23 protein-coding genes and 1 pseudogene are annotated in these 22,675 nt (G+C 60.1%); 11 read left to right on the top strand and 13 right to left on the bottom strand.

Annotated elements, in window-relative coordinates; all coding sequences use genetic code 11:
• The first annotated feature begins 30 nt into the window (after positions 1-30).
• The 5 genes from FVF58_RS38260 (at position 31) to FVF58_RS38280 (ending at position 3,403) form a co-directional block, all read left to right on the top strand.
• Positions 31-417, top strand: coding sequence for a DUF488 domain-containing protein (locus FVF58_RS38260; protein ID WP_149674870.1), 387 nt, complete (start codon positions 31-33; stop codon positions 415-417).
• 555 nt (positions 418-972) lie between these two features.
• Complete coding sequence (locus FVF58_RS38265; RefSeq protein WP_149674871.1) at positions 973-1,560, top strand: hypothetical protein; 588 nt, start codon at positions 973-975, stop codon at positions 1,558-1,560.
• 462 nt (positions 1,561-2,022) lie between these two features.
• Positions 2,023-2,358 carry an ArsR/SmtB family transcription factor gene (locus FVF58_RS38270; protein WP_149674872.1) on the top strand — a complete coding sequence of 112 codons (336 nt, stop codon included), beginning with the start codon at positions 2,023-2,025 and terminating at the stop codon, positions 2,356-2,358.
• Positions 2,355-2,882: an SRPBCC family protein gene (locus FVF58_RS38275; protein ID WP_149674873.1), complete on the top strand. Its 528-nt coding sequence runs from the start codon at positions 2,355-2,357 to the stop codon at positions 2,880-2,882. The genes FVF58_RS38270 and FVF58_RS38275 overlap by 4 nt, the downstream gene beginning before the upstream one ends.
• Before the next feature lie 98 nt (positions 2,883-2,980).
• Entirely contained in the window at positions 2,981-3,403 is a 423-nt protein-coding gene (locus tag FVF58_RS38280) for a DUF1801 domain-containing protein (RefSeq protein ID WP_149674874.1), read from the top strand.
• Positions 3,404-3,493: 90 nt separating this feature from the next.
• On the opposite strand, the gene FVF58_RS38285 is transcribed toward FVF58_RS38280, so the two are convergent.
• Entirely contained in the window at positions 3,494-3,940 is a 447-nt protein-coding gene (locus tag FVF58_RS38285) for an SRPBCC family protein (protein ID WP_149674875.1), read from the bottom strand.
• Between the two features lie 311 nt (positions 3,941-4,251).
• Here FVF58_RS38285 and FVF58_RS38290 point away from each other — a divergent pair, with 311 nt between their 5' ends.
• Positions 4,252-4,593: a DUF190 domain-containing protein gene (locus tag FVF58_RS38290; protein WP_149674876.1), complete on the top strand. Its 342-nt coding sequence runs from the start codon at positions 4,252-4,254 to the stop codon at positions 4,591-4,593.
• Positions 4,594-4,877: 284 nt separating this feature from the next.
• On the opposite strand, the gene FVF58_RS38295 is transcribed toward FVF58_RS38290, so the two are convergent.
• A complete protein-coding gene (locus FVF58_RS38295; RefSeq protein ID WP_149674877.1) occupies positions 4,878-5,300 on the bottom strand; it encodes a VOC family protein in 423 nt (140 codons plus the stop codon).
• A 270-nt stretch (positions 5,301-5,570) separates the two neighbouring features.
• Between FVF58_RS38295 and FVF58_RS38300 the strand changes: the two genes are divergently transcribed.
• On the top strand, positions 5,571-5,876 hold the full coding sequence (locus tag FVF58_RS38300) for a DUF4148 domain-containing protein (protein WP_149674878.1): 306 nt from the start codon (positions 5,571-5,573) through the stop codon (positions 5,874-5,876).
• A 118-nt stretch (positions 5,877-5,994) separates the two neighbouring features.
• Here the strand turns inward: FVF58_RS38300 and FVF58_RS53370 are convergent.
• Positions 5,995-6,129 (bottom strand): annotated as a pseudogene (locus FVF58_RS53370) (epoxide hydrolase N-terminal domain-containing protein); the annotation flags it as partial.
• 251 nt (positions 6,130-6,380) lie between these two features.
• Entirely contained in the window at positions 6,381-6,614 is a 234-nt protein-coding gene (locus FVF58_RS38310; RefSeq protein ID WP_342802431.1) for a LuxR C-terminal-related transcriptional regulator, read from the bottom strand.
• A gap of 466 nt (positions 6,615-7,080) precedes the next feature.
• Between FVF58_RS38310 and FVF58_RS38315 the strand changes: the two genes are divergently transcribed.
• Positions 7,081-7,758, top strand: coding sequence for a type 1 glutamine amidotransferase domain-containing protein (locus FVF58_RS38315; RefSeq protein ID WP_149674879.1), 678 nt, complete (start codon positions 7,081-7,083; stop codon positions 7,756-7,758).
• A 465-nt stretch (positions 7,759-8,223) separates the two neighbouring features.
• Here the strand turns inward: FVF58_RS38315 and FVF58_RS38320 are convergent, their stop codons facing one another.
• Positions 8,224-8,934 (bottom strand): SDR family NAD(P)-dependent oxidoreductase, encoded by a 711-nt coding sequence (locus tag FVF58_RS38320; protein WP_149674880.1) that lies wholly within the window; start codon positions 8,932-8,934, stop codon positions 8,224-8,226.
• A gap of 733 nt (positions 8,935-9,667) precedes the next feature.
• Between FVF58_RS38320 and FVF58_RS38325 the strand changes: the two genes are divergently transcribed.
• Positions 9,668-10,300: a DsbA family protein gene (locus tag FVF58_RS38325; protein ID WP_149674881.1), complete on the top strand. Its 633-nt coding sequence runs from the start codon at positions 9,668-9,670 to the stop codon at positions 10,298-10,300.
• 221 nt (positions 10,301-10,521) lie between these two features.
• Complete coding sequence (locus tag FVF58_RS38330; protein WP_149674897.1) at positions 10,522-11,463, top strand: LysR family transcriptional regulator; 942 nt, start codon at positions 10,522-10,524, stop codon at positions 11,461-11,463.
• Positions 11,464-11,504: 41 nt separating this feature from the next.
• On the opposite strand, the gene FVF58_RS53375 is transcribed toward FVF58_RS38330, so the two are convergent.
• Both FVF58_RS53375 and FVF58_RS54325 read right to left on the bottom strand, forming a co-directional pair.
• Positions 11,505-11,849, bottom strand: coding sequence for a hypothetical protein (locus FVF58_RS53375; protein ID WP_246217377.1), 345 nt, complete (start codon positions 11,847-11,849; stop codon positions 11,505-11,507).
• A 24-nt stretch (positions 11,850-11,873) separates the two neighbouring features.
• Entirely contained in the window at positions 11,874-12,173 is a 300-nt protein-coding gene (locus FVF58_RS54325; protein WP_281291335.1) for an acetamidase/formamidase family protein, read from the bottom strand.
• Between the two features lie 196 nt (positions 12,174-12,369).
• Between FVF58_RS54325 and FVF58_RS38340 the strand changes: the two genes are divergently transcribed.
• The gene (locus FVF58_RS38340; RefSeq protein ID WP_149674882.1) at positions 12,370-13,779 is read left to right on the top strand and encodes an MmgE/PrpD family protein; all 1,410 of its coding nucleotides are present in this window, start codon (positions 12,370-12,372) and stop codon (positions 13,777-13,779) included.
• A gap of 468 nt (positions 13,780-14,247) precedes the next feature.
• On the opposite strand, the gene FVF58_RS38345 is transcribed toward FVF58_RS38340, so the two are convergent.
• From FVF58_RS38345 to FVF58_RS38370, 6 genes are all read right to left on the bottom strand, one after another.
• Positions 14,248-14,478 (bottom strand): tautomerase family protein, encoded by a 231-nt coding sequence (locus tag FVF58_RS38345; RefSeq protein ID WP_149674883.1) that lies wholly within the window; start codon positions 14,476-14,478, stop codon positions 14,248-14,250.
• A 92-nt stretch (positions 14,479-14,570) separates the two neighbouring features.
• Positions 14,571-15,281, bottom strand: coding sequence for an SDR family NAD(P)-dependent oxidoreductase (locus tag FVF58_RS38350; RefSeq protein WP_149674884.1), 711 nt, complete (start codon positions 15,279-15,281; stop codon positions 14,571-14,573).
• 313 nt (positions 15,282-15,594) lie between these two features.
• Positions 15,595-17,133 (bottom strand): efflux transporter outer membrane subunit, encoded by a 1,539-nt coding sequence (locus FVF58_RS38355; RefSeq protein ID WP_149674885.1) that lies wholly within the window; start codon positions 17,131-17,133, stop codon positions 15,595-15,597.
• Positions 17,130-18,206, bottom strand: a complete 1,077-nt coding sequence (locus FVF58_RS38360) for an HlyD family secretion protein (protein ID WP_149674886.1) — start codon at positions 18,204-18,206, stop codon at positions 17,130-17,132. Before FVF58_RS38360 ends, FVF58_RS38355 begins: the two co-directional genes overlap by 4 nt.
• A gap of 12 nt (positions 18,207-18,218) precedes the next feature.
• Positions 18,219-19,844, bottom strand: coding sequence for an MFS transporter (locus FVF58_RS38365; RefSeq protein WP_425469006.1), 1,626 nt, complete (start codon positions 19,842-19,844; stop codon positions 18,219-18,221).
• A 1,166-nt stretch (positions 19,845-21,010) separates the two neighbouring features.
• Positions 21,011-22,528 carry a CoA-acylating methylmalonate-semialdehyde dehydrogenase gene (locus tag FVF58_RS38370; protein ID WP_149674887.1) on the bottom strand — a complete coding sequence of 506 codons (1,518 nt, stop codon included), beginning with the start codon at positions 22,526-22,528 and terminating at the stop codon, positions 21,011-21,013.
• Positions 22,529-22,675 lie beyond the last annotated feature (147 nt).

A 22,675-nucleotide genomic window follows, 5' to 3' on the forward strand; every position in this document is an offset into this window, starting at 1 on the left:
ATCGGCACATCCTGTGGAGCGGAGGAACGCATGCCGCGTGCGAACAGCAAGAGCGTAAAGATCGTGATCCAGCGAGCCTACGAAGAGCCGGGCCCGGACGACGGTTATCGGGTGCTCGTCGATCGCGTATGGCCGCGCGGTCGCAGTAAGGAGACGCTTAAACTGGACCAGTGGTCGCGTGAGCTTGCGCCGAGCGCGCAACTGCGCGAATGGTTCGGGCACGATCCGAAACGATGGACGGAGTTTCAGCAACGCTATCGCGATGAACTGGATAGCGATGAGATGCGAGCGCGCATGCAGCAACTCACGAGCGATGCGGCCGGTCAGCGGATTACACTCGTCTACGGCGCGAAAGACGAGGAACACAACCAGGCCATCGTGTTGCGGGACGTTCTTTTGCATCTACACAAAGGCTGAGGCCGCGTGCGGCTGGCGAGATTGCATGCATGCCGGTTTGACGCGGCGTGTCGCAAGCCGGCCTCTTGCGGGCCATTTGTGTTCCGCAAAGCAAGAAGCGATGTGGGCTTTTGTCGATGACGCGGCGGCGCTCGTCGTGGGCGTCCGGCGCTTGGCGGAATTCTCAACCTATTGCCGATTGGCATGGGTTCGCGGGGTCGGCGAGGCATTCGCCAATGCCTGATGCCTTGGGCATGAGCCCGGCGAGACCAATAGCGTCCTATAGCGAGACGGATTGGTCAATAGAGAGGTGTGCTCTGTTGATCAATAGCAGTCGCCGCCCGATACTCCAATTACCGTCGCTTCGCTTACCGGGTGATGGCGACGCCGGCCACCGGAGTGAACCTATGCGCCGCGGCTATTCCCCGGTGTGAGTTGGATAGTTAACCGGGTGAGCGTCAGCGGGAACGAAGCGTCTTCCGGTTGGAGTGCAGGGGAGTCCGGCTTGTGGCCGGATGGCGGGCGAGATCGCGGAACTGACGGTCGAACCATGAGCGACACAGAAGGGGGCCTGATATGGCGTATGCTGATCTGGCAGTACTCTGGGGCGTCGGGATTCTTGCGCTGGCCTGCCTGGTCGTGTGCGGGGTCTATCTGTACTGGAGCAGCGAAAAATACCGCCGCCGGAAAAAGCGGTTCGACAAGCAAATGAGCGGCATTCGGGCGACCGGCAAAAACAGGACATCGCTCTCGCTGACCGGGGCAGACATGGGCACACAGCTAAGCCATCGCTGCAAGACCTCGCTCTATCGGGCCGTATTCGACAACACCCACCACGAAAGCATCGTGTTTCTGCTCGCGGCCAGCCGCGACGATGCGCGCGAGCGCGCGGTCGGCGCGCTCGCTGCGATCCACGGCATCGCGGCGCAAAATGTGCGTCTTAGCAACCTCGCGTCGTTTCAGGAAATGATCGACATCGGCATCAGCGAGGATCGGGATTTGCGCGTATTCGAACTGGCCTGGAAGGGGCAGAGTGTCAGCGCATGGGTGGGGCATCCGCTGTTCCTGACCGACGACTGCACGTTGCTAGGCAAATGGGCCGAGTTATACGCGGATCTTGCGCGGGAACTGGCGCTCAGTATGATCGACCGGGCGCGAGGCTGACGCCCGGCAGGGTGTAGAAGTCAATCGTCGCAGCCCGGCTGGACTGGCAGCATGACGCGCCCGGCGACGGGCCGTTGTCGTTTGCTGTACCGACTGTTTGGCAGTAGTCCGCGTAGCCGGCAAGGTCTGCGAGATCGCGGCTGCATCGTGTTGCTGTTCCTGTCGCTGTCGCCCGACGAGAGCGGTGTGGTGCGGATGCCGGTATCGACGCAAGGCCTTCGCGCTTTCTTTGACGCTGTGCGCACACCCCGTGCTGCATGACAGCGCCGGTTTCCACGGCATCCTACGGCAAGTTGACCACGGGATTTCCCGAATGCGCGGCGTTGCCGAAACAGGCGATCGCGCGCCTCAGCCTCGGCCTCAGCGCCAACCAAACCCGCAGACACCCCGAGACACCCACTATCCCAACGACAGCGCACACCCGGCTTGACACGAATATACTCCACGAAGTATATAAGAGGTATGGAATCGACATTTGCCATCATCGCCGAACCAAGCCGCCGCGCGATCCTGAGTCTGCTCGCATCCTCGGAGCAGTCCGTGGGTGAAATCGAGGAGAAGCTGAAGCTCTCGCAGCCCTCGGTTTCGAAGCACCTGCGGGTGCTTCGCGAGGCTGGCTTCGTGGAAGCGCGCGTCGACGCACAGCGGCGTTTGTACCGGATCAAACCGGAGCCGCTGATGGAGATCGACGCATGGCTCGAACCGTTTCGCCGCTACTGGTCGGTTCATGTCGATGCTCTCGAACGCCACCTCGATCAGCTGGAACCTGCACCGCGCCGCAAGGGGAAGAAACCATGAGCAAGCGAGACGAATACATGCCGGGCCCCGCCGCCGGCGCTGAAGTCAGAAAAGACGGCGAAAAATGGACACTCGTTCTGGTTCGCGAGTTGCGCCATTCGCCGCAGAAAGTCTGGAATGCGTTGACGGATCCGGCCAGTCTGCGTGAGTGGGCGCCGTTCGACGCCGACCGGAGTCTCGCCGCTGTCGGACCCGTGAAGCTTTCAACGGTCGGCACGCCGACGCCGCAAGTCTCCGAGACCGAGGTGACACGCGCCGACGCGCCGAAGCTGCTCGAATACCGCTGGGGCGACAACGACATGCGATGGGAACTCGAACCGCTCGGCGACGGCACGCGGCTCACGCTATGGCACAACATCGATCGCGGCTTCATTGCGATGGGCGCAGCCGGCTGGCACATCTGCCTCGATGTGCTCGATCGGCTCGTCGGCGATGAGCCGATCGGGCGTATCGTCGGCGGCGAGGCGATGAAATTCGGCTGGCCTCGCCTGAACGAGGAGTATGCGAAGCGCTTTGGCATCTGAACCTGCAACCCGTGAGACGAACTTCCGGCTCACCAGGCGCGGCGCGGAGAAAGACTTGCTCCGCAATCGGCGCGATGCTGGAAGTCCAGGAGAACAACATGAAAACGTCGGATTCGCCCGAGGGCCGGCCGGCCTCTGAGTTGATCGACAAAAGAATCGCCGATCTCGCGGACTGGCGCGGCGAGACCTTGAGCCGGATGCGCAAGCTCATCAAGGAGGCGGACCCGGATGTCGTCGAGGAGTGGAAATGGATGGGCACGCCCACGTGGTCGCATGATGGGATCATCTGCACCGGTGAGTCGTACAAGTCGGTCGTGAAGCTGACGTTCGCCAAAGGCGCTTCGTTGCAGGACCCGCGCAAGCTGTTCAACTCGAGCCTCGACGGCAACGTCAGGCGCGCAATCGACATCCACGAAGGGGAGCAGGTCGACGCCGGCGCCTTCAAGGCGCTCATCCTCGCCGCGATTGCTGTGAATGCGGCCAACGGAAAGGCGAAGGCGAAGCCAAAGCGGGCGAAGTAGGCGGCGGTACGTGAACGCCTCATGTTGCTCGAAGCGCCATCGCCAATGGCTGCGCTTCGAGCAACGGCATGCGCGCCTACGCCGATGCGCTCAGTCAGAAATCTCGGGTTCGACCAGCTTCGCCAGCTGCATCAGCGACTCCTGCCAGCCGAGGTAGCACATCTCCACGGGAATGACCTCGGGCACGCCCTCCTGCACGATCGTGACCTCGGTTCCGCAGGACACTTGCCGCAATGAAATGGTGACGTGCATCTGGCCGGGCAGGTTCGGGTCGTCGAAGCGGTCCGAGTAGCGGATTTTCTCGAACGGCACCAGTTCCACATATTCGCCGCCGAACGAGTGGCTGTGGCCGGTGCTGAAGTTGCGAAAGGACATCTTGTGGATGCCCCCGACGCGGGCATCCATGTGATGGACCTGACAGGTGAAGCCATAGGGAGGAAGCCACTTCGCGATTGCATCGGGTTCGAGGACGGCGCGATAGATGCGCTCGGGGGTCGCGCGCAAGACTCGATGGAGATGGATGGTTCCGGTAGCCATGGTGTGCTCGCTTTTCACTGAAGAAGTTGTAGATACTTCCACGACGAGTCGACGACCGCGGTATCGACAACGTCGCGACCAGGGAAAACCCAGGGTGCTGATCGGGTTCCCGCGGCGCGATCAACGCCGGTTGCTTGCGCGTTGCTCACCTACGCAGTGAACTGCGCGAGCGATCTTCGACAATCTCATGCCACTGTCGCACTCCTTTTCGGCGGAAGTGGTAGCGTTGACATGTCACAGGAACGCTGCCGATGACGCTGCCAGGCGAGGTTTTCTGGCAGCGGCCCGAACCGCATGAAGGAGACGCCAACATGAACGGCTATCAGGTCACCTTCTTTACCCAACAGGATCGCCGCCATCACGGCAAGCCGCTGGCCGACTGGCTCGTCCATCTCGCCGGCGAACTGGGTCTGCGCGGCGCCACGGTGATACCGGCTTGCGAAGGCATCGGCCACCATCATCGCATTCATTCCGCGCACTTTTTCGAACTGGCGGACCAGCCCCTGTCCGTCGTGATGGCGGTGACGAGCGAAGAAGCCGACCGGTTATTCGAGCGGCTTCGGGCGGAAAGCGTGCACCTGTTCTACGTCAAGATGGCCGTCGAGTTCGGCGTCGTGGGGAATGACGACGGAGACGACGTCAAAAAATCGTAGCGTGCGATCTTGCCGTTGCCACGAACAGGCCCAGAGATCGACGGGCAGCTTCCCGGCTATTTCCGCTGAAGACACGAGGGTCATCGCATGCCGTTCGCGCCGCGCGCCGCTCGGCTAACCACCGGCTGCGCGTCGCAGCGAGCGGCATACCGGCATGCGTGATCTGCATGAAATGATTTTTTGAATGCATTTGTATGGTTGGACAGATTAGGTTCGAATGCGCGATATCGCACATCACGACGGTGACGTTGCGCGTTCCTTTCGAACGCGCAGCGTGTGCGCGCTCAGGCGGCCGAGACTCGCGGATCGAAGTCGAACTCGAGCCGAATCCCACCCGGTTCAAAAATCATCGTGTGCCGCTTTGGGCCAGCCCCCAAGGTTTCTGGCGCAAATTGAACTTCGACACCGGGCCATTTGGACACCTTTGAGAATACGTCCTCGAGCGCTGCTTCACTACCGACGCGCAAGGCCAGGTGATGCAGGCCCACGTTAGTTTTGCGGTCGAATTCCACGCGGCCCGATTGATTCTGTACTTCCCACAGCGTCAGCATCACCTGCCCGTCAGACACGAATGCAGCCGGATAATCCGGCTTCTCTCCAATTTGCGTCCATCCCAGACAACTGATGAAAAAGTCGCGAGTGAGGTTCAGATCGCGAACGGTCAAGCCGATGTGATCGATGCCAAGCGTTAGTGGTTTCGCAGTCATTCGAGCCTCCAGGTTGTGGTGATGATGCTACCGCAGAAGGACGATGTGGATCGATTGCGCGCAGGCGGTGCGATCAGATCGCGATTGATGTAGTTGGGACGCACATTCGCGCCTTGCTAGCCAGTCGTTGCCCGCATTCACGCGCTCTCGGTAAACAATGCCTTGATCGATCTTGGGTTAACCCCGACAACGTTGAAGCATAGACTTCATTCACCGCTTCAAACAACCGAGTTTGTTGCAGGCCATCCAACATTAGTCGAGGTGTTTGCCATGAAGTCAATTATCCGTGCAGCCATTATTGCCAGCGCTCTTGCGATTCCAGTTGCGTCGTTTGCTCAATCGACGGGGCACACGACACGTGCGCAGGTCCGCGCAGAACTCGCGCAACTGGAGAGTGTGGGTTATCACGTCGGTGACGGCGAGCAGACGCACTATCCTGATGCAATCCAGGCCGCCGAAGCGAAGCTGGTAGCGCGCGATGCATCGGCGAGCAGTTACGGTGGCGCGCCGAGCGGTACGTCGCAGTCGGGTAGCCGCGTGTCGGTTGCCGACTGGAATGCAATGTATAGCCGCTGAGTGCGGATAGGCGTGATGGACGGTTGCTATCGCTCCTCGTGCGACCGTCCTGATTCAGGTTATTGGTAGTTGAGCATTGGTACGGCTAGTCGTCGTTCGCCGCGTTTGTGTATAGAACGATGTCCACCCCGTGGATGCTCGTCACGAGTTGCGGCAACGCATTCAGCTTCGCTTCAACTTTGCGCCAGTCGTAGTCTCACCGCCAATAGCTCGCGAGTTTGCGCATCGTTGCGAGTTGCACGCCTTGGGATGCCTTCTGCGGTAGCAAAGCGTTCGCGGGTTTGCTGGAGGACATCTCGGTGGGGCGATACGAGGCCGGTGCGCGTCTCTATTCCGACTCTTTTGCAGGTCACGTCGACGTCCTCGATAGAGTCTGATTTATCGCCGTGGTGGATCGCAATTGCACCGCGTCGCCAACTTGTCGCCGAGCGCTACAGTTCGAATGAACCGGGATCGATCCCGGCGCTGAAGCTGACGGCCACAGCGTAGCGAATGCGGAAACTTCTACCTGGCGGCTTGGTGGAGAGGCGGCACCTGCCGCAACTTCCTGACGACATCGGGCACTGAGCGCGAATTCAGCTTGTGCATCGCTTGCGCCCGTTGGATCTTGACCGTCACCTCACTGAGACACAGGAAGTCGGCGATCTGCCTGTTCAACAGTCCATCGGCAACTAACCTGATCACTTCCCGCTCGCGCGCTGTTAGCGAATCGAATGTTTGACGGATGCCCGCAACGATCCTTTCCTGGCGCTTCGATTCGCTATCCTTTTTTAAGGGCTACGCGGGTATCAAATCTGCTGTTTCCCTTGCATTCAGGACTCGCCCTCCTGGTCGGCTGAGCGCGAGACGGTCGCGCTCGTCATAAGATCAAGGTAGACATTCCAGCCGATGAAATCTACGATGAAATCTATTGTAGGAACGGGTGGATCGAAAGTCGGTCTCGAGAATGTCCATGCGAGTGGACCGCCTGCGCCATGCAGCCGGGGACGCATCAGGACGCGCAGCATCTGCCATACCTTGGTATGGGTCTCCCAACCGAAGAGCAGTTGCCTACCGACGCTATTCGAAGTATGGTTCTTTACGCCCGCTCAAACCATTTTTTCGGCGAAGGCCGCAACGGTATCAACCGAGCAAAGACATTCATTTCGAGAGTGCTCCCCGCGATGCCCCTTCGGACATTCGTCTCAACAAACGGAGACTGACAATGAAGATTTTGATGGTTTTGACTTCGCACAACATGCTTGGAAACACCGGCAAGCCAACCGGCTTCTGGCTTGAAGAGTTCACGGCCCCCTACTATGTCTTTACGGATGCCGGGGCAGAGATCACCGTGGCTTCGGTCAAGGGCGGCCAGCCACCGATCGATCCCAAGAGCGACGAGCCGGGCAACCAGACCGACTCAATGGAACGCTTCAAGAAAGACCCTGCGGCCCAGAAGGTTCTCGCCAATACCGTCAAGCTCTCCGAAGTAACATCGGATGGCTATGATACGGTCTTCTATCCGGGTGGTCATGGCCCGTTGTGGGATCTGGTGGAAGACAGGAAATCGATCGCGCTGATCGAAGCGTTCTATAACGCCGGCAAGCCGGTCGCTGCCGTCTGTCACGCTCCCGCTGTTTTTAAAAACGTCACCTATCAGGGGCAGCCCATCGTCAAGGGAAAGCGCGTCACGGGCTTTTCCAATAGTGAAGAGGAAGCCGTACAACTCACCAAGGTCGTGCCGTTCCTCGTAGAGGACGAACTGATGCGTCTGGGTGGCCTCTATGAAAAAGGCCCCGACTGGTCGGTATATACGATCGTCGACGGGCGGCTGATCACCGGTCAGAACCCGGCCTCATCTGGCCCGACTGCCAGGGAACTGGTCAAGCTCCTGCAGGCCTAGTTCCGTTCTGGCGCGGGATCTTCGGCCCGCGCCACGCGTCAAAGAGCGACGGTCGGCCGACTTCCCACGGGAGTTACACAGCCCAGACGTTCGTAGCCTCGAAAAGAGCGGTCGTCCCTGGCGCCAGTCACTTGCACTCGATTCGCGCGGAGAGCCGCCAATGCTTGTGCCCGGCGACGACGGCGAGGGCCTGCATCGTGCGCTCGGCCAGATCTCCGCTGCGTTTTGCCGGAATTTTCCGCCAGATAGCGGTGCGGACTCAGTCAAGCGCGCTAGGGGATCATCGCAGTCCGAAAGTGCCATGTCACTGGGAGAAGCTTGATGCAAAAACGTGCGTGGCGCTCAGGCAAACGGATGACAGACACGTCGGGACAGGCACCCTGATCGTTCAGGAAATCAAATCGCGCTTGATGGCCGCCGGCCGATAGGATCCGGCGGCCAGTCGCGGGTGGTGCCTGATCGCGCTTAGTGCCCGGCGCTCTGGCCGCCGTCGACGTGCAGGATCTCGCCGGTGACGAACGGGGCGGAGTCGAGATACACGATCGCGTTGACGATATCGCTCATTTCGCCCATATGACCCATCGGATGGAGCGCGCCGAGTGCGGCGTGGGTTTGCGCCGGGTGCATCGGCGACTTGATGATGCCCGGCGCGACCGCGTTGGCGCGAATGCCGCGTTTGGCGTATTCGATCGCGAGGGACCGGGTGGCTGCGTTCAGGCCGCCCTTGGTGAGCGAGGCGAGTACCGAAGGCACGCCGTCGATCGCGTGGTCGGCCAGGGTGGTGGTGATGCTGACGACGTGGCCGCTGGACTGCTTCTCCATTTCAGCGATGGCAAGCTGCGTGATGTAGAAGAAGCCGTTCAGGTTCACGCCCATGACTGCCGCATAGTCTTCGGCGGTGTAGCTGGTAAAAGGCTTGGCGACGAAGATGCCGGCGTTGTTGACGAGCGTGTCGATGCGGCCAAAGCGGGCCACGGCCTCGCTGATCACGCGGCGTGCGGTTTCGGGGTCGGCGATGTCGCCGGCCACGGTCAGGATGTTGGGATCCTCCGATGGCTTGATGCTGCGCGCGGTGGCGACCACGCGATAGTCGAGCTTGCGGAAAGCCTTGACGACTTCTGCGCCGATGCCTTGCGACGCGCCGGTAACGACGATGACCTTTTGTGATGCGCTCATATACAACCTCCGAATCAATTGAGTGGGCTCTGGTGCCGATCGGGCCCGTGGCTCCGATAGGGAGCTAATCTAGGCGCTTTGGCGTCGAGTTCGAATACCCGGCGCGGACAAACAGACTTGCGTGTCAGGAACAAGTCGAGAGGCGCACTGCCCAGAACGTTCGTCTGATTGAATAGGTGTCTCGACGAAATGGACGACTGCGCGACTGCCGTTTGAGCGCGTGTCAATGCAGTCCGCTAGCGCGTTGGTTCCACAAGAGACGTGATGTTCTTGGTCGATCCCGATTGGCGAAGAGAGGGGGCACGACAACAATGGACGCCCGTCCACCGACGCGCTTGGCGTTGTGCGCAAAAAGCTAGCCGACCTGAACGATGAGATCGATGCGTGGGAATCAGTCTCGAAGTCGACCGATTTCTCATGACCGGGCATGCGCATGGTTGCCTTGCCTGCCTCGAGACAAGCGATCGCGATGCCGGGCGATGTCCGTGACCTTGGTTACACGGTGTAAAAAGTGAATTGACTCTAGCCAGGTTTGCGGCATCACGGTTTGGTCCTATAGTCCCTCCCAACAGACGCCATTCGGTGGCGTATCAGGTATTTCATGCGACGGCAGTCGTTTCGCCTCGTTTGAGGATTGAAAAATGGCAAGCGCAAAACGCACTGTCGTTACTACGGGTGCATCGAGACCGGAACGACGGGCCTGCGCGACAGGGCAATTTAAACGGAAGTGGCAATGAAACTCATATTTGTAGGCGATCCAATGTGCTCCTGGTGCTACGGCTTCCACAAGGAGATGACGACAATTGTAGAGGCCATGCCCGACCTTGAAGTTCAGGTTGTGCTGGGTGGCCTGGCCGCAGGTTCCACAAAAGTTCTGGACGACGCGGGCAAGCAGTTCCGCCTCACGCATTGGGCTCGCGTCGAACAACTGAGCGGGGCGCAATTCAATCGTGAAGCGTTGCTCGCGAGGAAGAACTTCGTCTATGACACGGAGCCCGTCTGCCGCGCCGTGGTAACGGCCCGTCTGCTCGAGCCTTCGGCCGATCTGTTGAAGGTCTTCGGCGCGTTCCAGCGGGCGTTCTACATGGATGGAGCCGACACCACTGACGGTGAGGTTCTGGCGGAGATCGGAGCGTCGGCGTTGCAGGCTGCAGGGTTTGAGGTCAATGCGAAAGCGTTTCTTGCAGTCTGGGCCTCGGACGAAGCGATACAGGCGACTCATGCGGATTTCGCGCTAACCCGCGAGTTGCGCGTGTCGGGCTTCCCATCGCTATTTGTCGAGCTGGACGGGAAGATTGGGCAGCTCAGCTCGGGCTACGCTACGGCGGCCAGCGTTCAACAGACGCTCCTGCGCCTCGCCGCTTGAGCGAATCAGCTGAGGTGGGTCCGTAGGCATGTCGCAGAAGAAAGCGATTGTGCCGATCGGTGGTCGCGGACTCGCGGGCGCACGCGTCTGCACGGGTGTCCACAGAAGCAAGGTGGCTCATCCCGCAAGTGTTGCTGTGCAAAAGCGCTTTTCCCAAGCCCGCATTCAATTCACCTCTGGATGCCCATAACATGGCTCCCGGCAACGCCGAGGCGGAGATAGTGGACACGTTCCGCAACATGAAGATTTTCGTCGAAGTGGCCGAGGCGGGAAGCTTTACGGCGGCTGCCAATCAACTGGGTAACACAACTGGCTATGTGTCCCGGTCGATTTCCGAACTCGAATCTCATCTGCGTACCCGCTTGCTCAACCGCACGACGCGGCGCATCGCACTGACAGAGGCAGGCGAGCGGTATCTGCAACGGTGCTATGCGATCACCGCGTCGGTTGCGGAGGCAGAGGCTGAGGCATCGAACGCGCATGCGCAGCCTGTGGGAACGCTGCGAGTCCACGCGTTGACGAGCCTGGGGCAAAACTATGTGGTCCCCGCGGTTGCGGCCTACCAGGAGCGTTATCCCGCAGTAACCGTGGATCTCACGCTCTCGCAGAACGTTCCCGACCTGCTGGAAGAGGACTACGACGTGGCCTTGCGGGTCACCTCGGGGGAGCTGCCCGACTCGGCCTACATCTCGCGGCGGCTCGGCACGTTCTACAGCATTCTGTGTGCGTCTCCAAAGTATCTCGAGATTCACGGTATGCCGCAGACAATTGACGATTTATCGAATCACACCTGTCTTCAGGTCGCCATGCCGATTTTTCCGGCGGACCGCTGGCATCTGGAAGATGTGAGCGGAGAGCACGAATTCGTGCTGCCTGATGGTCGCTTCAAGGTGAACGTCCCTGATGCCATGGCGGTTGCGGTGCTGGAAGGAATGGGCATTGGCGCGTTACCGACGTTCACGGTGCGGTCCCTGCTGGGCTCGGGCTCGCTGAAACGCGTGCTGCCGGACTATCAGCTGCAAACGCTGAATGTTTTCGCGCTGTATGCGTCGCGTCAGTATCTCGACGCGAAGATCAAAACATGGATCGAATTCTTGCGCGACTGGACGGATGGCGCCCTAAGCACCGACGGTCTGGCGATAGAACATACCTCGAACGGCTGAGGCGTGGTGCCCAGGAAGCGCCGTCGAGGTAGCCGCACTGATCACTGCAACGGGTACTTTTCCCGCACGAGATGACCGATCCCCATGCGGTTGAGAATGGCAAGGGGACACAGAAAGGTGACGCGCACGGTGCCGGGTAGCCGGGTGATTTCGATCGAACCTGTGATGGTCGCGCGATTGAGCACTTCTTCGTAGCTTAGCCCGGTAACGGCAGTGGCACGGCGCAGACCGTTTTCGGTGGCGACGTTGAGGTTCACACCGCTATCGATAAAAGTGATCGGGCCGCTCTTCTCCACTTCATGCTGACCCCAGCGCGCGGGCAACTCGGCCACTTTCTGCCGCTGTGCCGCGTTCATGGGGCGCGCCATCGGTGGCAGATCGTCCACGACCTTCGATCGTCAGGCCCTCGATCACCCCACGGTCAGCTCGGTTTCCCCGGGCACGTCGGTGGCGTGCCCCGCGATCTCGCCGTTGCTCTGCTGCGCGTGCATGTCACCCATGGATACGCCCGCTCCTGGAACCTTGACCGGGCAGATCAGAATGCATCTCTCGCGCACGGAGTTCGTGTCCATATGCCCGTCTGTCTTCGGGGCATGTAACGCTTCGGTACTCGATGCATATCGATGCGGCGCCCCGACCAGGTACTGACCGAAATCCGCACAGTTGCAGGGGGGACGGGGGCTATCTGCGAAACCGAAAAACGTATGCATCCCCTTCGCTTGATATTCATTTCGAACGGTGCGAACCTGCGCTATCGGCCTGCGTATCGAACGCGTTGCTATCGCGACGCCGGCACTGATGCGGTGTTCTGGGCAGATGTCTTCGGAAGACCTGAACGCCAATCTTCAACTGCGAATCAGCTCGCCGCACCGGCTGACAGGCAATCTACCCTGAGACTTTCGCAACATGAATTCACCTACCACTGCACAACGCATCGGACAGTTCGCTTTTGACGCGCACGCCAGTCATCTCACGCCGCGGTCCCGGACTGTATTCAAGCGAAACATTCTCGATAGTCTGGGCTGCGCGATCGGCGCGCTGCCAGGCAAGCCGTTCAAGGCGCTTCGCGAGCAGTTTGACGAGTACGGGCGCTCCGGTTCGTGCACCCTGATTGGCGGTGGTACCTCGTCGCCCGATCAGGCCGCGTTGTACAACTCGGGCCTCGTGCGCTATGTCGATCTGCTCGACAGCTACATGTCGCCGGGCGGCCTCTGTCACCCCAGTGACAATTTCGGCACGATCCTCGCTGCCGCCGATCATGCGTCGGCAAGCGGCGAGGAGTTCATGCTCGCACTTGCCGTGGCGTACGAGATCGCCTGCCGCATCACCGCGATCGTTCCGGTCATGGCGAAAGGGTTCAATCACGCGATCCAGCTGGCGATCTCGTCGGCCGCGGGTTCGGGCAAGCTATTCGGTCTCAATGCTGAGCAGATCGGGCATGCGGTAGCGATTGCGACGGTCGACAACATCTCGCTGACCTGCGTCCATTCAGAACCCGTATCGCAATGGAAGGGATTCTCACCGGGCATTACCGGCATGCGCGCGATCTATTCGGCCTCCCTCGCCAAGCGTGGCTTCACGGGACCGCTTCGTCTGTTCGAAGGGCCCAACGGGCTGGTGCGCATGTTCGATCAGCAGCTCGAAGTGGACTGGGGTGACCACAGGCTGGAGGTCATTCATGAGACGGTGATGAAAAAGTATTGCTCGCTGATTCATGGTCAGCCGGTGCTCGAGGCGACGCTCGATCTGAAGCGCCGCAATGGGGTGAAGAGCGAAGAGGTCGAGGAGGTCGTGTGCGACATCTTCCAGACCGGCTTCGATATTGCGGGAGGGGGCGGCTTCGGCCCGAAGGACGATCCGCAGACCAAGGAGCAGGCCGACTACAACCTCAAGTACCTGATCGCGGCGGCGCTGCTCGATGACGAGGTGGGGCCCGCTCAGCTCGAACCGGAACGCATCCAGGCGGCTGACGCGCAGGACCTGCTCAAGAAAGTAACGGTGCGGCCGGACGCCGCATTCAGCGCGCAATATCCGCACGCGTTGAACACCAGGGTGACGATCCGATGCAAGGGTGGGCGGATCTTCTCAAAGGAACATGTCGGCTTCGAAGGTGGGCTGGAGAATCCGCTCACATGGGAGCGGACGGTCGAGAAATTCCACTGGCTGAGCGAGCCATACGCGGATGAAGCGCTTCGAGGCCAGATTATCGATCTGGTCTCCACACTGGATGAACACCCGATTAAGGAGTTGATGCAACTCCTGGCGAAGGTCGGTCCAGAACCACGATATCCGGCGAAACATCCGGGAATTCAATAGCCACGAAGGTTCTTGGGATGAGGTGCATCGCGCATCCGATCGGACGACTAGCGATGGTGCGAAACATTGGATACCTTACCGTACGCAGCGGCGGCGTCCCTGGGCGCTTGAGTCATGGCGCACCCGTTCGGCGCGCTTAACGTATTGCTACCGACGTGGCGTCCTGTCCAGTGAAAGTGAAACGTCACATTTCGATCCGTAAGGAGCGCGACCGTGCCGGTTAGCCAGGTTGATCCGTGGGTTCAGACGATACGACTGTTATCGTCGGGATCACGATACCCGGATGCCAGAGCTGATACGACGCCCGTGGCAAATCGCGCAAGCCGTTATAGACAAGCCAAGTGTAAATACGCCTGGAAAGCGCGACTGCTAGCGCGGATCGACGAGATCCTGGGGCCCCCGCGGGTCATCTTCTCCTTCTATAACCGAACGATGGCACCGCAGGACCACGGCTGCGCGAACGCCGCTCTATTTCAACCCTCGCTGCTTGCGATATACGTCAGTCGGTAGACCGCCCCAGCCCCAGTTCTCCGTTTCCACCTCCTGGATGACCACAAAGGTTGCTTCGAGCGGCTTTTTCAGCACGTCGAGCAGCAGGTGGCTGACGCCCTTGATGAGTTCGGCTTTTTCTTCTGCGGTGACCGAGTCGACGCCCGGCTTGGTGCCCTCGCGGGTCACCTGGATCGTGACGATTGGCATGGCGTTCTCCTTGATCGAAGTTGACGAGCCGGCCGCCAGCTGGCGGCGGCGTCCGGTCGTGTGGGATGGTCGCTGGTATTGCCTGATCGCGCTTAGTGCCCGGCGCTCTGGCCGCCGTCGACGTGCAGGATCTCGCCGGTGACGAACGGGGCGGAGTCGAGATACACGATCGCGTTGACGATATCGCTCATTTCGCCCATATGACCCATCGGATGGAGCGCGCCGAGTGCGGCGTGGGTTTGCGCCGGGTGCATCGGCGACTTGATGATGCCCGGCGCGACTGCGTTGGCGCGAATGCCGCGTTTGGCGTATTCGATCGCGAGGGACCGGGTGGCTGCGTTCAGGCCGCCCTTGGTGAGCGAGGCGAGTACCGAAGGCACGCCGTCGATCGCGTGGTCGGCCAGGGTGGTGGTGATGCTGACGACGTGGCCGCTGGACTGCTTCTCCATTTCAGCGATGGCAAGCTGCGTGATGTAGAAGAAGCCGTTCAGGTTCACGCCCATGACTGCCGCATAGTCTTCGGCGGTGTAGCTGGTAAAAGGCTTGGCGACGAAGATGCCGGCGTTGTTGACGAGCGTGTCGATGCGGCCAAAGCGGGCCACGGCCTCGCTGATCACGCGGCGTGCGGTTTCGGGGTCGGCGATGTCGCCGGCCACGGTCAGGATGTTGGGATCCTCCGATGGCTTGATGCTGCGCGCGGTGGCGACCACGCGATAGTCGAGCTTGCGGACAGCCTTGACGACTTCTGCGCCGATGCCTTGCGACGCGCCGGTAACGACGATGACCTTTTGTGATGCGCTCATATACAACCTCCGAATCAATTGAGTGGGCTCTGGTGCCGATCGGGCCCGTGGCTCCGATAGGGAGCTAATCTAGGCGCTTTGGCGTCGAGTTCGAATACCCGCCAGGGACAAACACTTGTGATTCGGAGGAACAAGTCAGGCGCGACGGGCGCGCACGCGTACTTCGCGGCCATCATCACGGCCGAACTGGACTTGCCGCCTTCGTGCACGCATAGTCGAGCACGCCAGGAATAGGTTGATCGCTCTCAATCAACGTCGGATGCGCCACCACACACATCTTCTTGATCCGCGGCGCGCGCAGCAGAATGCCGCGTCAATGAAGATTGTTCTGACTGGCGTATGTTGACTCCCACCCGCCGCCAAGCACCTTGCAAAGCGTAATCAGGTTGGCGGCGGCGTTCGCCTTGCTTTGCTCAAGGTTGCTCTGCGCATCGAGCAACTGTCTCTGCACGTTAAGTACGTCGAGAAAGTCGACCGCGCCCGCCTTGTACCGTTGCCGCGCAATCGACAGCGCGCGCTGGTTCAGGCTAACGACCGTCGTCAGGCGATCGCGCCGCCGCTGTTCGGCGTCATAGACGATGAGTGCATCGTCCACCTCTCGCCAGGCCTCGAGTACGGTACGTTTGTAGACAATCGCAGCCTCCTGCTGTTGCGCTTCGCGCAATTGAAGCGTCCCCTTGAGGCGTCCGCCTTCGAATATGGGAAGCGTGATCGACGGTCCGACGACAAACTGGCCGGACGCCCAGTCGGCGAGATTCGTGAGCTGAAGGCTCTGGAACCCAGCGCTGCCGTTCAGCGATATGCGTGGGTAGAAGTCGGCCTTCGCCATGCCGATCGCCGCCGTGGCTGCGTGCAGTTGAGCCTCGGCTTTTCGGATGTCGGGGCGGCGCTGCACCAGTTCCGACGGAACGCCGATGGGCACCTGGTCAGGCAGTGCCGGAACATCGCGGGGCTCGGCGAGCATCTGTTGTAATGCGCCGGGTTCCTTCGCCAGTAGTACGCCGATCGCATTGATCGTGGTTTCGCTACGCGACTCGAACGTCGGGATCAGGCTCTCGATCGACTCAGCCTGCGCGGAAGCGTTGTCCACGTCCAGATTCGTAGTAACGCCTTCACGTACCCGCGTTTCCGTGAGCTTCGTTGCGTCGCGGGCGATTTCCAGGTTCTGTCGTGCAATCTTAAGCAAAGCCTGCGTGTCACGCAGCTGAACGTAGTCTCGCGCGAGTTCAGCGCGCGCCGACAACAGAACTGCGTTGCGGTCCTCGTATGAGGCATCGGACAAAGCGGTCGCGGCCTCGACACCGCGTCGAGCCCGTCCCCAGATGTCGAGTTCCCAGGATGCATCGAAACCGAACTGATAGAGGTTGTAAGCCGGCGAGCCCTTGGAGCCCGGCAACGGCGCCACGCCGAGCGGCGCGGCGCCCGATGCCGACTGCGGCTGACTTCCCGTCGGGGTGACACCAAGCAACGAGAGGATGCCGTTCGGACTTCCGCGCTCGCGGTAATAGGATGCGGCGCCGTCCAGCGTGGGATATTCTTCTGCACCGGCAATGCGTTGCTCCGCACGGCTTTGCCGCAGACGCGCCGACGCTGCCGCGACGTCGAGGTTCGCATCGGTCAGTTGTTGTTCCAGTGAGTCCAGCATGGGATCGTTGAACAGCGTCCACCATTGCGGACTGAATTCGGATTCGACTGCTTTGCTTGATGCTTGCGCGGACTGGGTGCGATTAAACACTTCAGGCGTACTCGTCTGCGGACGTTCGAAGTTCGGGCCGACCAGACAGCCCGTGAGCGCAAAACAGAGCAATACCGCGAGCACCTGCGTGCGGACGGAGAATTTGCTCGCATTCATTTCGCGTCTGCTCCTGCGATCCGCGTATCGGCACGCTTGCCGACGGCGACCTCTGTTTCGACCGACAACCCCACGCTCAACGCGGACGCAGCCTGTTGTCCCGGGTCGATGGTGATCTTGACAGGGACGCGCTGGACGACCTTGGTGAAGTTGCCCGTTGCGTTGTCGGGCGCGATAGGTGCGAAGCTCACGCCTGTCGCGGGCGAAAGACTATCGACATGCCCGTGAATCGTCACGCCCGGAAAGCTGTCGACTTTGATCCGCACGGTGTCGCCGGGTCGCATCCTGGCGAGCTGGTTTTCCTGAAAGTTGGCGACGACATAGGCCTCAGACAGCGGGACAATCGCGAGCAGTGGCGTGCCCGTTGTCACGAATGCGCCGACCCGCGCCGAACGTCTGCCAACCTTGCCGTCGATGGGCGCGCGGATCTCCGTATAGGACAGATTGAGCTTCGCCTGCTCAAGAGCGGCCTCGGCGTGGGCCAACGCGCCCGCCGCCTTGTCGCGCTGGGTACGCAGAACGTCGAGGTTCTGCCTGGTCGCAACAAGTGCAGCCCGGTTGCGGGCCTGCTGCGCGAGTTCCTCGGCCAGCGCGCTCGAAGCATGCTGTTGCTCCTGGGTTGTTCCTGCGCCCGCTTCCGAGAGATTCCGGTAGCGTGAGGCGTTCTCTCGCGCAAACTCGAGCGTCGCGTCATCTGCGCGTAGCGTGGCGCGCGCCTGGTCGACAAGCGCGGGTTGCCGCGCGATCTCGGCGTCGTAGTTCGCAACCGATGCCTTGGCTGCCGCCACGTCGGCTTGTGCACTCATCAATGCGGCGCGGAAATCGCGGTCGTCGATACGCACCATTAACTGTCCGGTTTTTACCTGCTGGTTGTCCTCGACGAGTACCTCTGAAAGCTGGCCGGCAACACGCGGCGCTATCAGCGTGAAATCGGCCGTCACATAGGCATCATTGGTGGTCTCGCTATTTGGGTTGTCAAATAGCCTGATGCCAGCCCATATGGCGACGGCGAGTATGACCACATACGCGGCAAGACGAATTGTTTTGGGCGGCAGTCGAGTGACAAATGACATAGATATCATCGCTTAGCGGGAAGAGGGCGGCGTAGTGCTCCATGGGGGATAAATACGCACGGGTAACACCGGAATAACCAGAAGAAAGGCGACGGCGATACCTGCCATGACGCGATAGAGATCGGCCGATGTGAGTACTACGGCCTGCTCGTGGATCCGGTGTGCGAGTTCACCGAGACCGTGAACTGCATCAATACTTTGGCTCGTAACCAACGCGTTATTGCCTAAGCGGTCCACGAGCATGCTCGAATGAAAATGCTCGCGCGCAGTACCCAATCCTTCAATGAGGCCGGTTGCCGCAGCACCAGACAATGTTTTGACCGTGTTGAACATGGCTGAAGCAAACGGACCATCCGTTGGCGGCAAGCCAGTCGTGACGCCCATCAGGATCCCCATGATCACCATCGGTTGCGCCAGGATCTGTAGCGACTGGAGCCAGTAGAAATTCTCGCGAACCCAATCGGAGGTCACGAAACTCCCTAAAAAGCACGTGGTGGCCATCAGGGAAAATCCAATGGCCATGACCCAGCGGTGGTCAACCTGCCGAAGGTTCAGGAGGGCGGCCGTCGCAGGCAGCGTAATCAACAGCGGAATGGCAAGCAGCAAAGACAGCGGCGTAGTTTGCAGCGGTCTGTAACCGTGAATTTGCGCGAGATATTGGCCGGGTATGGCGGCAACGCCCACCAGCAGCGTAACCGCGCCTACCAGTGTCAGAAGCCCGTGCGTGAAGTTTCTGCGGGCAAGCAGTTGAAGCTTGAAAAACGGCAGTGGATGAAACCACTCGTTGATAAGGAACGCCACAAACAACAGCGCTCCGCCACAAAACATCGTGGAGATGAACGTGGAATTCAGCCAGTCAAGGCGATCACCCTGTAGAAGACCAATGACGAGCATGGCTATCGCGGGGTATCCCAGTATGAGGCCGCTCCAGTTAAATGAACGGAACCGTTCGAGTTTGAGCGGATCTGCCGGAAGCCCCTGCTGGATCGCCACGCAGCATACGATGCCAAGCGGCAAGATTTGCCAGAATGCCATTTGCCAGCTGACGTATTCCGTCCATAGGGCTGCGAGAGGCGTGCCGAGCGCCGGTCCGAAGGTCGCGGTGAGTGCGTATCCCGCGAGTCCATATAACTTGACTTTCGGGGGGAGATATCGAAGCGCTACGATAATCAACATCGGCGGCAGACATCCGCCGGCTACGCCCTGCAGCGCACGTAACACATAGAGCGTAAGCAGGTTCGGCGCAAAGGGGCAGAGGAATCCAAGCAACATCACGGCCAGCACGGCGCCGATCGTAAATCGCTTCAGCGTGAACGTCACTCCAAACCACGGAGCGAATGCCATCGTGGCCACGTTCGTAGCCTCGAAGAGCGTGGTCAGCCAGGTCCCATCGTCATTTCCAATCGAGAACGCGCCGCGAATATCAGCTAGCGCCACTGCGGTGACCTGTTCGTTCAATATTGCCAGTAGCGACGCCAGCAGCATTCCGATCAGGCCGATAGCGAGGCGAAGTGGCAGCTCGGCTTCTGTGGACGGTTTCTGTACAGGAGTCTCTGTCTCCGGTACAGAAGCCGGCGCCGACAATTGCGCGAGCTTCGGTTCTGCCGTTCCAGTTGTCCGTGGCTTGGCGGGGTTCATAAGCGTCTGCGACGCTACCAGTGTTTAATGGGGTATTGGATCGGGAAGTCTTCCTCTCACGCGCAGTGCTCGCGGAGATCACGGATGCGCCGCGAAAGAACTTGGTCCAATAACCCTATGGTTTTTCCCACAGTCGTTCGAACCGGTTCACTCACGTATCGCTGCCGCGCAATGGCTTCATCTCATTCTAGGAGACGGGTCCGCTTTCTTACAGCTAACAAAGTTTTCGCGTACTAGTCCATACCATCACAAATCTGGTCAATGTCACCACCGCTACAGGGACAACGCGTCCACCAGGAAATGATCGTTTTCCATTCGGGTAACAGACTGCGTACCGCCGAACGGGCAGTGGGTGCAATCAAGATGCGCACCCACTGACGCCGATGAGTCGGTTCGCAGAGTAATGAGGCATACGAATTGTAATGATGCGTTTGCAGGACTCCAGTTGCTCGGGCGCGAATGACCCACCCGAGCGGTGACCGCGTTTACATGTTGTCAGAAAGCGGCGCAGTGGAAGCAGCATTGCAATGGCGCGGATGCAGCCTACCTTGGCCCATACACAGGGCGGCTTCCAAGCCGAAGTGCAACGGCTTAGTGGAGGAGGGTTGATGATGTATGTGTCAGGGCGTCGAGCATGCGTGCGAAGACCTCAAGTGGCGACTGAAAGGCGTGGCTAGGTCGTGGCCTGCTGTTCAGGTTGTCGGCGATGTCGTCGAGCTCATCCTGGCTGTAGACAGACATGCCGGGCATGGACCGTTTTAATAGGCAATGACCTTCCTGTTCGCAGAACGAAGAACGAAGAACGAAGCGAACTGGATATCGCCATCCGGACGGATTCGTCATCGTCCGCCACCCCAACAACTGCAGAAGAGCGCTTTGATTTCATCCCGAATCCGCAGGCCATCGAAATGATTCAGAAAGGTTGAATCCTCTGGACAAGTTACAGGCCTACAGAAAGGGAGACAATAAGACCTTCGAACGATTCTAGTGACAGTTCGTATGAACCGGGATCGCTCCCGGAATGTTGCTCAAGCGGTTGGCGGGCACGTATCCGGCCGTGCCCGCACCGACTATCACGCAATCAGACTCGCCTTTCGGAATCGTTCGCTAATTCATACCGTGGACGTCATCGGATGAAGGGGAGACGCGGCAACGCCCGGGTCGGCTTACCTGGCCACGGGCATCGCGAATTCCGCACCTTTGGAGATGCTATCGGGCCAGCGCTGCATGACACTCTTATAACGCGTGTAAAAGCGCACAGCTTCCTCGCCGTACGCGTGATGATCGCCGAACAGCGATCGCTTCCAGCCCCCGAACGAATGCCACGCCGACGGCACCGGACTCGGCACGTTGATGCCCACCATGCCCACCTGAATCTGCCGGGAGAATGCGCGCGCCGCACTGCCGTCGGATGTGAAAAGCGATACGCAGTTCCCCAGTTCGTGCGCATTGACGAGCGCTATCGCACTCGCAAGATCAGGCACGCGGACAACCGACAGCACCGGCCCAAAAATCTCTTCCCGATAGATGCGCATATCAGGCTTCACGTCGTCGAAGAGCGAGCCGCCGAGAAAGAAGCCCGCTTCGTGGCCGGCCACGGTATGGCCGCGACCATCGACGACGAGCCTTGCACCCGCCGCGACGCCCGCCTCGATATAGCCCAACACCTTGGCGCGATGCGTGTCGCTGATGAGCGGCCCCATGTCCAGATCGGGCTCCATGCCGTCGCCGATCCTGAGCGAACGCACGCGCGGTGCGAGACGCTCGATCAGTTCATCGCCGACACTCCCCACCGCCACCACGACTGAGGTCGCCATACAGCGCTCGCCGGCCGAGCCATACGCCGAGTTGATCACCGCTTCGACCGTTTGATTCAGATTGGCGTCGGGCATGACAACGAGATGGTTTTTCGCGCTGCCCAACGCCTGCACGCGCTTGCCACGTTTGGCGCTTTCGCTGTAGATGTATTCGGCCACCGGCGTGGAGGCGACGGCAGATATCGCGGCCACATCGGGGTGCCCCATCAACGCATCGACAACCGCCTTGCTGCCATGCACGACATTGAACACACCTTTGGGAAAGCCCGCCTCGATGAACAGTTCGGCAAGCCGGATCGATGCCGACGGCGTGCGCTCCGAGGGTTTGAGTATGAACGTGTTGCCGGTCGCAGCCGCCATCACGAACATCCAGCACGGCACCACCACCGGGAAATTGAACGGCGTAACGCCCACGGCCACGCCGACTGGCTGACGCAGGTTCCACGCGTCCATGCCGCCGACGCTCTGATCGGTGAAGTCGGTCTTGAGCAGGTTCGGAATGCCGCACGCGAATTCGACTATTTCAATACCGCGCACCACCTCGCCCTTTGCATCTTCAAACAGCTTGCCGTGGTCGCGCGTAATGAGCTCCGCGAGTTCGTCGGCATGCGCTTCAAGCAGTTCCTTGAACTTGAACATCAAGCGAGCGCGCTTGAGAGGCGCGGTTTCGCTCCAGGCAGGGAATGCGGCTTTCGCAGCGGCGACGGCGGCGTCGACTTCAGCTACGTTTGCGACCGGCACGCGGGCCGACACCCGGCCTTGCGCCGGATCGAATACGTCGGCGAACTGCCCGCTCGCACCAGCGGCGCGTTGACCGTCGATGAAATGACTTAGCTCGCGCACAGCACTTTGATTAGCTTGGTTCATACGTCCTTCCTATTGGGTTCACCCGCGCGTCGGCATTGACAGTCCTGATCGCAGGTTCACTAGTTGCAACATCGTCAAAGCGAATTTGACTCATCATCAGGGATTCACTTTGCTTCCTCCGGGAAGTAGCAAACGCCGACGGCGAAA

It is taken from the genome of Paraburkholderia panacisoli (assembly GCF_008369935.1).
Lineage (GTDB): Bacteria > Pseudomonadota > Gammaproteobacteria > Burkholderiales > Burkholderiaceae > Paraburkholderia > Paraburkholderia panacisoli.